Below are 12,588 nucleotides of genomic sequence, written 5' to 3'. Positions count from 1 at the left end.
TTTTCAGATGCCAGGAACGCAAAAACCCGCTTTCGCGGGTTTCTGTGAAATTCAAGATCGTGACCTTGAATTTGAATTGGTGCCCAGAAGAAGACTCGAACTTCCACGACCTTGCGGTCACCAGCACCTGAAGCTGGCGTGTCTACCAATTTCACCATCTGGGCAGTATCAGCAACGTTGCCGCTGTTGATGTGGCGCACTATACGGAGCGTCGTTTGATCTGTAAACCCCTGATTTAATAAAATTAAATCAAACGCCCAGAATGCAAAAACCCGCTTTCGCGGGTTTTTGTGTGAGCCTTGAAATTGAACTAATCTCAAGCTCTGAATTGGTGCCCAGAAGAAGACTCGAACTTCCACGACCTTGCGGTCACCAGCACCTGAAGCTGGCGTGTCTACCAATTTCACCATCTGGGCAGTATCGGCAACGTTGTGCGTCGTCGATGGCGCGCACTATACGGAGCGTCCTTTTAACTGTAAACCCCTGGTTTCAAAAAAACCTGGAAAATTTCTCGAATGGTGCCCGGCGGTATTATTCCTGAGCCAGGAAGGGACTTTTAGAGGCTTCTAGAACCTGAAATTTCCCGTTTCAATACGCGTATGCCAAACTAACCCGCATATAGACAAGGTGAAAACTCTCTAATGGCCGATTGGCAGTCCCTCGATCCCGAGGCCGCTCGTGAAGCGGAAAAATATGAAAACCCTATTCCTAGCCGCGAACTGATCCTTCAGCACCTTGCTGATCGAGGTTCGCCTGCTAACCGCGAGCAACTGGTCGAAGAGTTTGGTCTGACCACAGAAGACCAGATCGAAGCCCTGCGCCGCCGCCTGCGCGCCATGGAGCGCGACGCTCAACTGATCTATACCCGTCGTGGCACTTACGCGCCGGTGGACAAACTCGACCTGATCCTGGGCCGCATCAGCGGTCACCGTGACGGCTTCGGCTTCCTGGTCCCGGACGACGGCAGTGACGACCTGTTCATGAGCCCGGCGCAGATGCGCCTGGTGTTCGATGGCGACCGTGCCTTGGCGCGGGTTTCCGGCCTGGACCGTCGTGGTCGCCGCGAAGGCATGATCGTCGAAGTGGTGTCCCGTGCCCACGAGACGATCGTTGGTCGTTACTTCGAAGAGGGCGGTATCGGCTTCGTCGTTGCCGACAACCCGAAGATCCAGCAGGAAGTGCTGGTTACCCCGGGCCGTAACGCCAATGCCAAGATCGGCCAATTCGTTGAAGTGAAGATCACTCACTGGCCGACGCCACGCTTCCAGCCGCAGGGCGATGTGGTGGAAGTCGTCGGTAACTACATGGCGCCGGGCATGGAGATTGACGTCGCCCTGCGCACCTACGACATTCCTCACGTTTGGCCTGAAGCGGTGCTCAAGGAAGCCGCCAAGCTCAAGCCGGAAGTCGAAGAAAAAGACAAAGAGAAGCGCATCGACCTGCGCCATCTGCCGTTCGTCACCATCGATGGCGAAGATGCCCGCGACTTCGACGACGCGGTGTACTGCGAAGCCAAGCCAGGCAAACTGCGCCTGTTCTCCGGTGGCTGGAAGTTGTACGTGGCGATCGCCGACGTCTCCAGCTACGTGAAGATCGGCTCGGCGCTGGATGCCGAGTCCCAGGTCCGTGGCAACTCGGTGTACTTCCCCGAGCGTGTGGTGCCGATGCTGCCTGAGCAGCTGTCCAACGGCCTGTGCTCGCTGAATCCGCATGTCGATCGTCTGGCCATGGTGTGCGAGATGACCATCTCCAAGTCTGGCGAAATGACCGACTACTGCTTCTACGAAGCGGTGATTCACTCCCACGCCCGCCTGACCTACAACAAGGTCAGCTCGATGCTGGAGCAGCCGAAATCCACCGAAGCCCGTCAGCTGCGTGGCGAATACACCGACGTCGTGCCGCACCTCAAGCAGCTCTACTCGCTGTACAAGGTATTGCTGGCTGCCCGTCACGTGCGCGGCGCGATCGATTTCGAGACCCAGGAAACCCGGATCATCTTCGGTACCGAGCGCAAGATCGCCGAAATCCGTCCGACGGTTCGCAACGATGCGCACAAGCTGATCGAGGAATGCATGCTGGCGGCCAACGTGGCCACCGCTGAGTTCCTGAAGAAACACGAAATTCCTGCGCTGTATCGCGTTCACGATGGCCCGCCGCCGGAGCGTCTGGAAAAACTGCGCGCCTTCCTCGGTGAGCTCGGCCTGTCTCTGCACAAAGGCAAGGACGGCCCGTCGCCGAAGGACTATCAGGCATTGCTGGCCGGTATCAAGGATCGTCCGGATTTCCACCTGATCCAGACCGTCATGCTGCGCTCGTTGAGCCAGGCGGTGTACAGCGCGGATAACCAGGGTCACTTCGGCCTGAATTACGAAGCCTATACCCACTTCACCTCGCCGATTCGTCGTTACCCGGACCTGCTCACGCACCGGGCGATTCGCAGCGTTATCCATTCGAAAATGGATACCCCGCACGTCAAGCGTGCCGGTGCGATGAGTATCCCGAAAGCACGTATCTATCCATACGATGAAGCGATTCTGGAGCAGTTGGGCGAGCAGTGCTCGATGAGCGAGCGCCGTGCCGACGAAGCCACCCGCGACGTGGTGAACTGGCTCAAGTGCGAGTTCATGAAGGATCGCGTGGGCGAGTCGTTCCCGGGTGTGATCACCGCCGTGACCGGTTTCGGCCTGTTCGTCGAGCTGACCGACATCTACGTCGAAGGCCTGGTCCACGTGACCGCCTTGCCGGGCGACTACTACCACTTCGACCCAGTCCATCACCGCCTGGCCGGTGAGCGTACCGGTCGCAGCTTCCGCCTCGGCGATACCGTTGAAGTGCGCGTGATGCGGGTTGACCTGGACGAGCGCAAGATCGACTTCGAGATGGCCGAAAAAACCATCAGCGCACCGATTGGTCGCAAGAAGCGTGGTGCAGAGACCTCGGCCCCGGCGGCCAAGACTGCTGCCGAGCCTGCTCCGGCAAAAACCGGCCGCCGTCCTGCGAAGGAAAAGGCGCCGGAAGCCTATCGCCCAAGCGATGCGGCGGCGAAAAACGCCGAAGTGCGCAAAAGTCGTGAAATGAAGCAGGCATTGCTGGCCGAAGCGAAAAGCGGCGGTAAAGCGGCGTCTGGGGGAAAGACCGGACGGTCGGCGCCTGAAAAGGCCTCCGGCGGCAAGCCAGCCAAACCGAGTAAACACCGTAAAGGTCCGCCAAAAGCGGGCTCGGCCCCAGCTAAAAGTGGCGGGGCGCGTAAACCTAAGGCCAAGTCATGAGTCAGTTGGAAAAAATCTACGGCGTGCATGCTGTAGAAGCGTTGCTGCGTCATCACCCCAAGCGCGTCAAGCAGATCTGGCTGGCCGAAGGTCGCGGTGATCCGCGGGTCCAGACCCTGATCGAACTGGCCAACGAAAACCGTGTCCAGGTCGGCCAGGCCGAGCGCCGCGAAATGGATGCCTGGGTCGAGGGCGTGCACCAGGGTGTGGTAGCGGAGGTGAGTCCGAGCCAGGTCTGGGGCGAAGCGATGCTCGATGAGCTGCTGGATCGCACTGAAGGCGCGCCACTGTTGCTGGTGCTCGACGGCGTGACCGATCCGCACAACCTCGGCGCCTGCCTTCGCTCTGCCGATGCGGCGGGTGCACTGGCAGTGATCGTGCCAAAGGACAAGTCCGCCACCTTGACCCCGGTTGTACGAAAAGTCGCCTGCGGTGCCGCGGAAGTGATTCCGCTGGTCGCCGTGACCAACCTGGCGCGTACCCTGGAGAAGCTCCAGCAGCGTGGTCTGTGGGTTGTCGGTACGGCGGGGGAGGCTGAGGTCAGTCTTTATGAGCAGGACCTGACTGGCCCGACCATCCTGATCATGGGGGCCGAGGGCAAGGGCATGCGTCGCCTGACCCGCGAGCATTGCGACTATCTGGTGAATCTGCCGATGGCTGGTAGCGTCAGTAGCCTCAACGTGTCCGTGGCGACTGGCGTGTGCCTGTTCGAGGCGCAGCGTCAGCGTAGCGTCAAAGCCAAGGCTGCTGCCAAGAAGTAAGTCGAATACGATCAAACGGTGGGAGCGGGCTTGCTCGCGAAAGCGGAGTAACATTCAGCAAAGATGTTGGATGTAGTGCCGCATTCGCGAGCAAGCCCGCTCCCGTGTTGGTTATGCGTCAAGATGATAATTGGCGGTGTGAACGAACTGTTCAAATAATCGCCAATTGCCTTGCACCTCTCCTGTCCCTTCTCTACAATTGCGCCCCTTGCTGTGATGGCAGGCACCAACGTGTCTAGCGTCCGCAAGTCCATAAGTGTCATTCACTCCTTGTCTGACCGCTTTTGAGCGGCAGGCTACAACCCGTAAGGAGCATTCATGCGTCATTACGAAATCATCTTTTTGGTCCACCCGGATCAAAGCGAGCAAGTCGGCGGCATGGTTGAGCGTTACACCAAGCTGATCGAAGAAGACGGCGGCAAAATCCACCGTCTGGAAGATTGGGGCCGTCGTCAACTGGCCTACGCAATCAACAATGTTCACAAGGCTCACTACGTGATGCTGAACGTTGAGTGCACTGGCAAGGCCCTGGCCGAGCTGGAAGACAACTTCCGCTACAACGATGCTGTGATCCGTAACCTGGTCATCCGTCGCGAAGAAGCCGTTACCGGCCAATCCGAGATGCTCAAGGCTGAAGAAAACCGCAGTGAGCGCCGTGAGCGTCGCGACCGTCCTGAGCACTCCGACGCCGAAGGCGTTGAGGGTGATGACAGCGACGCCAGCGATAACGCTGACGAGTAATCCACGGACCTTTTGAGGAGCCAATTACATGGCACGTTTCTTCCGTCGTCGTAAGTTCTGCCGTTTCACCGCTGAAGAAGTGAAGGAGATCGATTACAAAGATCTCAACACTCTGAAAGCTTATGTATCCGAGACCGGCAAAATCGTTCCAAGCCGCATCACCGGTACCAAAGCTCGTTATCAGCGTCAGCTGGCCACCGCTATCAAGCGCGCCCGCTTCCTGGCCCTGCTGGCCTACACCGACAGCCACGGCCGCTGAGACCGGGCAGTCGACACGTAGCAAAGGATTGAATGCATGCGCGCCATAGCAGAGTTCATCATGCGCGGCCGTATGCAGGCCACTCTGGTAGTGGCTGGATGCGCGGCATTGCCGTTGTTGTATTGGTTGGGTGCTGCTGCGGGGAGCCTTGTGCTGCTGCGGCGCGGATTGAAGGACGCCTTGGGCGTTCTTGCTCTGGGGATACTGCCGGCCTTGATCTGGTGGCTGTATTCCGATGATCCACGCGCACTCATGGTGCTGCTGGGGTCTTCGGGCCTTGCGCTGGTTTTGCGCGCAAGTGGGTCCTGGAACCGCACGCTGCTGGTCAGCGTAGCGATAGGAGTGGTGTTTTCAGTGGTGCTGGGTGCGGTTTTCCGCCCTCACATCGAGTTGCTGTCGCAGGAGCTGGTAAAGATCCTGCCGATGGCCCTTGGTGACCTCTACCAACAATTGTCGGAAGAGGAGCGAGCGCGTCTTGCCGCCCTGATTGCCCCGGTCCTGACCGGCCTGATAGCGGCCTTGCTGCAAATCGTCAGTTTGCTGAGCCTGATTGTCGGGCGCTACTGGCAGGCGTTGTTGTACAACCCCGGTGGTTTTGGTCGCGAATTTCGCGCCATCCGGATCCCGCTGGGGCCGGCGATGTTGCTGCTGGCGTGCATGCTTCTGGGGCCGAACTTCGGTACCCAGATGGCCATGTTGACGCCGTTGTGCAGCGTACCGCTGGTGTTCGCCGGGCTGGCCCTGATTCATGGGCTGGTGGCTGAAAAGCGACTGGCCAAGTTTTGGCTGGTGGGGTTGTACGTAACGCTGTTGCTGTTTATGCAGCTGATCTATCCGTTGCTGGTGGTCCTGGCCATTGTCGACAGCCTGATTGATTTTCGCGGTCGTTCGACGCCGAAAGACGCCGATAACGCGAACGGTGAAGGTTAAAAGTTAAGAGGATTTTCACATGCAACTGATCCTTCTGGAAAAAGTCGCCAACCTGGGCAACCTGGGCGACAAAGTGAACGTTAAGGCTGGTTACGGCCGTAACTACCTGCTGCCTTACGGCAAAGCTACCGCTGCGACCGCTGCCAACCTGGCTGCGTTCGAAGAGCGTCGCGCTGAGCTGGAAAAAGCTGCAGCAGACAAGAAAGCTTCGGCTGAAAGCCGCGCTGCCCAACTGGCTGAGCTGGAAGTGACCATCACTGCCACCGCCGGTGACGAAGGCAAGCTGTTCGGTTCGATCGGTACTCACGACATCGCTGATGCACTGACCGCCTCTGGCGTTGAAGTTGCAAAAAGCGAAGTTCGTCTGCCGAACGGCACCATCCGCAACGTAGGTGAATTCGACGTAGCCGTGCACCTGCACGCTGAAGTTGAAGCCACCGTACGCGTTGTCGTGGTAGCAGCTTAAGCAGCACTTGTCGGCTGGTACCCTTGGGTACTTGCCGGTAACATCGGGCACGATCCTGTTTACAGGTCGTGCCCTTTGTCTTTCTGCGGTTCCTGATTTTCTACAACTAATTCCAAGTGGCCATGAACGATATCTCCGCTCCTGAGCAATACGATCTGCAAACCGCCGCGCTGAAAGTGCCGCCCCATTCCATCGAGGCCGAACAGGCCGTGCTCGGTGGTCTGATGCTGGACAACAACGCCTGGGAGCGCGTGCTCGATCAGGTCTCGGACGGTGATTTCTATCGTCATGACCACCGCCTGATCTTCCGTGCGATCGCCAAGCTGGCCGATCAGAATTCGCCGATCGACGTCGTGACCCTGGCCGAGCAATTGGACAAGGAAGGTCAGACCTCGCAAGTCGGCGGCCTCGGCTATCTGGGCGAACTGGCGAAAAACACGCCGTCGGTCGCCAACATCAAGGCCTATGCCCAGATCGTTCGCGAGCGGGCGACCCTGCGCCAACTGATCGGCATCAGCACTGAAATCGCCGACTCGGCGTTCAACCCGGAAGGTCGTACCGCGGCCGAGATCCTCGATGAAGCCGAACGGCAGATCTTCCAGATCGCCGAGGCGCGACCGAAGACCGGCGGCCCGGTGGGTGTGAACGAGCTGTTGACCAAGGCCATCGACCGTATCGACACCTTGTTCAATACCGATAACGCCATCACCGGCCTGTCCACCGGCTACACCGACCTCGACGAGAAGACCAGTGGCCTGCAGCCGGCCGACTTGATCATTGTCGCCGGCCGTCCGTCCATGGGTAAAACCACCTTTGCGATGAACCTGGTGGAAAACGCCGTACTGCGCAGCGACAAGTGCGTGCTGGTCTACTCGCTGGAGATGCCAGGCGAATCGCTGATCATGCGTATGCTCTCGTCCCTGGGCCGGATCGACCAGACCAAGGTCCGCGCCGGTCGCCTGGAAGATGACGATTGGCCGCGCCTGACCTCGGCGGTCAACCTGCTCAATGACCGCAAGCTGTTCATCGATGACACTGCGGGTATCAGCCCGTCGGAGATGCGTGCGCGGACCCGGCGCCTGGTGCGTGAGCATGGCGAGGTCGGCCTGATCATGATCGACTACCTGCAGCTGATGCAGATCCCAGGCTCCGGTGGCGATAACCGGACCAACGAGATTTCCGAAATTTCCCGTTCCTTGAAAGCCCTGGCCAAGGAATTCAACTGCCCGGTCGTGGCGCTGTCGCAGCTCAATCGCTCCCTGGAGCAACGACCGAACAAGCGCCCGATCAACTCTGACTTGCGGGAATCCGGAGCGATCGAGCAGGACGCCGACGTCATCATGTTCGTGTACCGGGACGAGGTGTACCACCCGGAAACCGAGCACAAAGGCATCGCCGAAATCATCATCGGCAAGCAGCGGAACGGCCCGATCGGTACGTCACGACTGGCATTCATCGGTAAGTACACCCGCTTCGAAAACCTGGCGCCGGGCAGCTATAACTTCGACGACGAATAACTGTGGCGAGGGAGCTTGCTCCCGCTGGGCTGCGCAGCAGCCCCAAAACCTGTACCACGCTGTCCAGATAGATCGCGTTCGCTGACTCTACGACTGCTTCGCACTCGAGCACGAGCAAGCTCCCTTGCCACAGGGGGTTGTGTCTGGATGCAGTTTGTCCTGGCAGTGGCCGCAACAATTTCCGACCATAGCCGTCGGAATTGGTCAAAATTTGTGCTATATTCCGCGCCCGCGATTTTTCATCTCAACACCGGTCACCGTCATGCAAACAGCCAAGCCGTTATTTGACTATCCCAAGTACTGGGCCGAATGCTTCGGTCCAGCGCCATTCCTGCCAATGAGCAGGGAGGAGATGGATCAGCTTGGCTGGGATTCCTGCGACATCATCATCGTCACCGGTGATGCGTACGTCGACCACCCGTCGTTCGGCATGGCAATCATTGGCCGGCTGCTGGAGTCCCAGGGCTTCCGCGTCGGGATCATTGCCCAGCCGAACTGGCAGTCCAAAGACGACTTCATGAAGCTCGGCGAGCCGAACCTGTTCTTCGGTGTCGCGGCCGGCAACATGGATTCGATGATCAACCGCTACACCGCCGACAAGAAAATCCGCTCCGATGACGCCTACACCCCCGGTGGCATGGCGGGCAAACGTCCGGATCGCGCAAGCCTGGTGTACAGCCAGCGCTGCAAGGAAGCCTACAAGCATGTGCCGATTGTCCTCGGCGGCATCGAAGCGTCCCTGCGCCGCATTGCCCACTACGACTACTGGCAGGACCGGGTACGCAACTCGATCCTGATCGACGCCAGCGCCGACATCCTGCTGTACGGCAACGCCGAGCGGGCCATTGTCGAAGTTGCCCAGCGCTTGTCCTACGGGCACAAGATCGAAGACATCACCGATGTGCGCGGCACCGCGTTCATTCGTCGCGACACGCCGCAAGGCTGGTACGAAGTGGACTCCACCCGTATCGACCGTCCAGGCAAGATCGACAAGATCATCAACCCGTACGTCAACACCCAGGATACCCAGGCCTGCGCCATCGAGCAGGAGAAGGGACCGGTCGAGGATCCGCAGGAAGCCAAGGTCGTGCAGATCCTGGCCAGCCCGCGCATGACCCGCGACAAGACCGTGATCCGCCTGCCTTCGGTGGAAAAAGTCCGTGGTGACTCGGTGCTTTATGCTCACGCCAACCGCGTGCTGCACCTGGAAACCAACCCGGGCAACGCTCGCGCATTGGTACAGAAGCACGGCGAAGTCGACGTCTGGTTCAACCCGCCGCCGATTCCGATGACCACCGAAGAGATGGACTACGTATTCGGCATGCCTTACGCCCGTGTTCCGCACCCGGCGTATGGCAAGGAGAAGATCCCGGCCTACGACATGATCCGCTTCTCGGTGAACATCATGCGTGGCTGCTTCGGTGGCTGTACGTTCTGCTCGATTACCGAACACGAAGGCCGGATCATCCAGAACCGTTCCGAAGAGTCGATCATTCGCGAAATCGAAGAGATCCGCGACAAGGTGCCAGGTTTTACCGGGGTGATTTCCGACCTGGGCGGCCCGACCGCGAACATGTACCGCATTGCCTGCAAGAGCCCGGAAATCGAATCCGCGTGCCGCAAGCCATCGTGCGTATTCCCGGGCATCTGCCCGAACCTGAACACCGACCACTCGTCGCTGATTCAGCTGTATCGCAGCGCCCGCGCCTTGCCGGGTGTGAAGAAGATCCTGATTGCTTCCGGCCTGCGCTATGACCTGGCGGTCGAGTCGCCGGAGTACGTTAAAGAGCTGGTGACCCACCACGTCGGTGGTTACCTGAAGATCGCCCCGGAACACACCGAGGAAGGTCCGCTCAACCAGATGATGAAGCCGGGCATCGGCAGCTATGACAAGTTCAAGCGCATGTTCGAGAAGTACACCAAGGAAGCGGGCAAGGAGCAGTACCTGATTCCGTACTTCATCGCCGCCCACCCGGGCACCACCGACGAAGACATGATGAACCTGGCCCTGTGGCTCAAGGGCAACGGTTTCCGCGCGGATCAGGTGCAGGCGTTCTACCCATCGCCGATGGCCACCGCCACCGCGATGTACCACTCGGGCAAGAACCCGTTGCGTAAGGTCACCTACAAGAGCGACGGCGTGACTATCGTCAAGAGCGAAGAGCAGCGTCGTCTGCACAAGGCGTTCTTGCGTTACCACGATCCGAAAGGCTGGCCGATGCTGCGTGAGGCGCTGATCCGCATGGGCCGCGCCGACCTGATCGGGCCGGGCAAGAACCAGTTGATCCCGCTGCACCAGCCGGCCACCGACAGCTACCAGAGCGCCCGTCGCAAGAACTCGACGCCAGCCGGTAGCCATAAAGTGGCGAAAGAGCAAACCACCAAGATCCTCACCCAGCACACCGGCCTGCCGCCGCGTGCCAGTGATGGTGGCAATCCGTGGGACAAGCGTGAACAGGCCAAGGCCGCGGCATTTGCCCGCAACCAGCAGGCCGCCAAGGAGCGCAAGGACGCAGCCAAAGGCAAGGGGCCAAAACCCGCCCGTAAGCCGGTCGTGCCGCGCTAAGCCTCACGCGCTTCAATCAGAACGCCAACCTTCGGGTTGGCGTTTTGCGTTTTGGTCGCATTTTTGTGGTGGTGGGCTTGCTCCTATCGCCGGTCCGCGTTCGGATACCGCGGGCGCAAAATCGATGAGCGTGCAGGGCCTGATGAAGTGCGGGTGCAGGTGTCAGGAGTGCGTCGTGCTTCAGCGGGAGCGCGCTCCCTCGCCACAGGTCCGTGATCGACCGTTGCCGAGTGCCTTGCAGGTGGGTAGGCAATGGGAGAGCCTGCGAGGGCCGGCAATGTCACTGCCGACCCTGGACACAGATCTCGGTGGGCCTGATCAGGTCATCAGGCCCTGAGGGGCTCAGGCGTCGGGCGCCTGGTCTTTCGGTGCATCAACATCGTCTGTTGCTGTCACTTCACCCTCAGGGTTCAGTGCAGCTTCTTCAGCGGTTGCTTTCTTGCGCTGAAGCTTTTCCTCTTTCTTCTGCTCCTTGGCCAAGTCTCTCTGACGTTTGGCGAAGGAATAATTAGGTTTGGCCATGGGCGATCCTCTGGGGTCGAAGGTGAGGTTGAGCGGCGCGTATTCTGCCTTTAAACCGGGGCCATGGGTTAGCCGGGTTTTTGCCCGGCCCATTTTGGCGCGACTACCGGTTGCCAAGCATCCAGCGCGTCCAGCAGATTCGCCGGCGATTCGCTCGTTTGCAGCATGTCACGGTGCTGCTCGCGAACGAAGCCTTCGCCGACGACATGATCAAGAAAAGCGGTCAGTTTGCTGTAGAAACCGTTCACTTCCAGCAAGCCCAGCGGTTTGCCGTGATAGCCGAGCTGTCCCCAGGTCCAGACTTCGAACAGCTCCTCGAACGTCCCCAGGCCGCCTGGCAGCGCGATGAAGGCGTCGCTCAGCTCGGCCATGCGTGCCTTGCGGGCGTGCATGCCATCGACCACTTCCAGGCGCGTCAGGCCCTTGTGCCCGATTTCCTTGCTCTTCAGGCTTTCGGGAATGATCCCGATCACCTCGCCACCCGCCGCCAGCGCAGCATCGGCGACGATGCCCATCAGGCCGACCGCGCCGCCGCCGTACACCAGGGTCAGCTTGCGTCGGGCAAGCTCCTGGCCGAGCGCGATGGCCGCTTCCCGGTAGGCGGGGTTAGTGCCGGTGCTGGCACCGCAGAACACACAAACAGACGCTAAAGACATGCCTTACTCCATGGTCGGTGACGAGCGCAGAGTAATGGCTGGGGCGTTTCGCTCCAAGGGCTAATCCTCGCGACGAGGTGCTTCGCAGGTGCCGCTGGCACCACAGGCGTAGGCGGCCAGCAGGCTGTACAACAGGCTATCGATGGACATGGCAGGTACTCCGCAGGAGGGACAGTGAGGCGATCTTAGGCCCGGGCGAGGTATCTGGCTGGTAGATTGTTTCGATGAGTGTCATAGCCTGAAACGTGTATACAATTCTTGACTCAAGTCATATGAACTTTCAGTAAATTCAGGCAGTCTTTACGCCATACGGATTTTGATAACCCTGCCTTGGAGATTCACCATGTTTGCCAAACTTGTTGCGGTATCCCTGTTGACACTGGCTAGCAGCCAATTGATGGCGGCTGAAAAGTGCTCGATCGACGTCGATTCTACTGATCAGATGTCCTTCAACACCAAGGACATCACCATCGACAAGACCTGCAAGGAATTCACCATCAACCTGGGCCACTCCGGCAGCCTGCCGAAGAACGTCATGGGCCATAACATTGTGGTGAGCAAAGATGCGGACATGCAGCCGATCGCCACTGATGGCCTGAGCGCCGGCATCGACAAGAACTACCTGAAAGAAGGTGATGCACGCATCATCGCCCACACCAAAATCATTGGTGCTGGCGAGAAGGACTCCGTGACCTTCGACGTGTCGAAACTCAACGCTGCCGAAAAATACGGTTTCTTCTGCTCGTTCCCGGGCCACATCTCGATGATGAAAGGCACGATCACCCTGAAGTAATCGAATCAGGCTCATAAAAAAGCGTCCACTCGGGTAATGCCGGTCAGTTAAGAAAAACAAAGCCGAACACGAAACCCGTGGCGAGGGAGCTTGCTCCCGCTGGGCTGC

General features: G+C 59.2%; 11 protein-coding genes and 2 tRNA genes. 9 read left to right on the top strand and 4 right to left on the bottom strand.

Annotated elements, in window-relative coordinates; translation table 11 throughout:
- Positions 1 to 77: 77 nt before the first annotated feature.
- Both AC3WQN_RS07465 and AC3WQN_RS07460 read right to left on the bottom strand, forming a co-directional pair.
- Positions 78 to 164 (bottom strand) — tRNA-Leu (locus AC3WQN_RS07465).
- Positions 165 to 329: 165 nt separating this feature from the next.
- Positions 330 to 416: transfer RNA gene (locus AC3WQN_RS07460), tRNA-Leu, on the bottom strand.
- Between the two features lie 225 nt (positions 417 to 641).
- On the opposite strand from AC3WQN_RS07460, the gene rnr reads away from it, so the two are divergent.
- The 8 genes from rnr (at position 642) to AC3WQN_RS07420 (ending at position 10,509) form a co-directional block, all read left to right on the top strand.
- Complete coding sequence (rnr, locus tag AC3WQN_RS07455; RefSeq protein WP_103398952.1) at positions 642 to 3,269, top strand: ribonuclease R; 2,628 nt, start codon at positions 642 to 644, stop codon at positions 3,267 to 3,269.
- The gene (rlmB, locus tag AC3WQN_RS07450; protein ID WP_103398953.1) at positions 3,266 to 4,030 is read left to right on the top strand and encodes a 23S rRNA (guanosine(2251)-2'-O)-methyltransferase RlmB; all 765 of its coding nucleotides are present in this window, start codon (positions 3,266 to 3,268) and stop codon (positions 4,028 to 4,030) included. The genes rnr and rlmB overlap by 4 nt, the downstream gene beginning before the upstream one ends.
- Before the next feature lie 318 nt (positions 4,031 to 4,348).
- The gene (gene rpsF, locus AC3WQN_RS07445) at positions 4,349 to 4,771 is read left to right on the top strand and encodes a 30S ribosomal protein S6 (protein ID WP_095078155.1); all 423 of its coding nucleotides are present in this window, start codon (positions 4,349 to 4,351) and stop codon (positions 4,769 to 4,771) included.
- A 28-nt stretch (positions 4,772 to 4,799) separates the two neighbouring features.
- A complete protein-coding gene (gene rpsR, locus AC3WQN_RS07440; protein ID WP_003171373.1) occupies positions 4,800 to 5,030 on the top strand; it encodes a 30S ribosomal protein S18 in 231 nt (76 codons plus the stop codon).
- 36 nt (positions 5,031 to 5,066) lie between these two features.
- Positions 5,067 to 5,960, top strand: coding sequence for a YybS family protein (locus tag AC3WQN_RS07435; RefSeq protein WP_103398955.1), 894 nt, complete (start codon positions 5,067 to 5,069; stop codon positions 5,958 to 5,960).
- Positions 5,961 to 5,979: 19 nt separating this feature from the next.
- Complete coding sequence (rplI, locus tag AC3WQN_RS07430) at positions 5,980 to 6,426, top strand: 50S ribosomal protein L9 (RefSeq protein WP_027617542.1); 447 nt, start codon at positions 5,980 to 5,982, stop codon at positions 6,424 to 6,426.
- Positions 6,427 to 6,548: 122 nt separating this feature from the next.
- A complete protein-coding gene (gene dnaB, locus AC3WQN_RS07425) occupies positions 6,549 to 7,943 on the top strand; it encodes a replicative DNA helicase (RefSeq protein ID WP_103398956.1) in 1,395 nt (464 codons plus the stop codon).
- Between the two features lie 262 nt (positions 7,944 to 8,205).
- Positions 8,206 to 10,509, top strand: a complete 2,304-nt coding sequence (locus tag AC3WQN_RS07420) for a YgiQ family radical SAM protein (protein WP_103398957.1) — start codon at positions 8,206 to 8,208, stop codon at positions 10,507 to 10,509.
- A 342-nt stretch (positions 10,510 to 10,851) separates the two neighbouring features.
- Here the strand turns inward: AC3WQN_RS07420 and AC3WQN_RS07415 are convergent, their stop codons facing one another.
- Positions 10,852 to 11,031, bottom strand: coding sequence for a hypothetical protein (locus AC3WQN_RS07415; RefSeq protein ID WP_103398958.1), 180 nt, complete (start codon positions 11,029 to 11,031; stop codon positions 10,852 to 10,854).
- 68 nt (positions 11,032 to 11,099) lie between these two features.
- Positions 11,100 to 11,687 (bottom strand): cytokinin riboside 5'-monophosphate phosphoribohydrolase, encoded by a 588-nt coding sequence (locus AC3WQN_RS07410; RefSeq protein WP_095144754.1) that lies wholly within the window; start codon positions 11,685 to 11,687, stop codon positions 11,100 to 11,102.
- A 343-nt stretch (positions 11,688 to 12,030) separates the two neighbouring features.
- Here AC3WQN_RS07410 and azu point away from each other — a divergent pair, with 343 nt between their 5' ends.
- Complete coding sequence (azu, locus tag AC3WQN_RS07405) at positions 12,031 to 12,480, top strand: azurin (protein WP_103398959.1); 450 nt, start codon at positions 12,031 to 12,033, stop codon at positions 12,478 to 12,480.
- Positions 12,481 to 12,588 lie beyond the last annotated feature (108 nt).

The organism is Pseudomonas sp. FW300-N1A1 (genome assembly GCF_058789115.1).
This window is presented reverse-complemented; position numbering and strand designations above follow the sequence as displayed.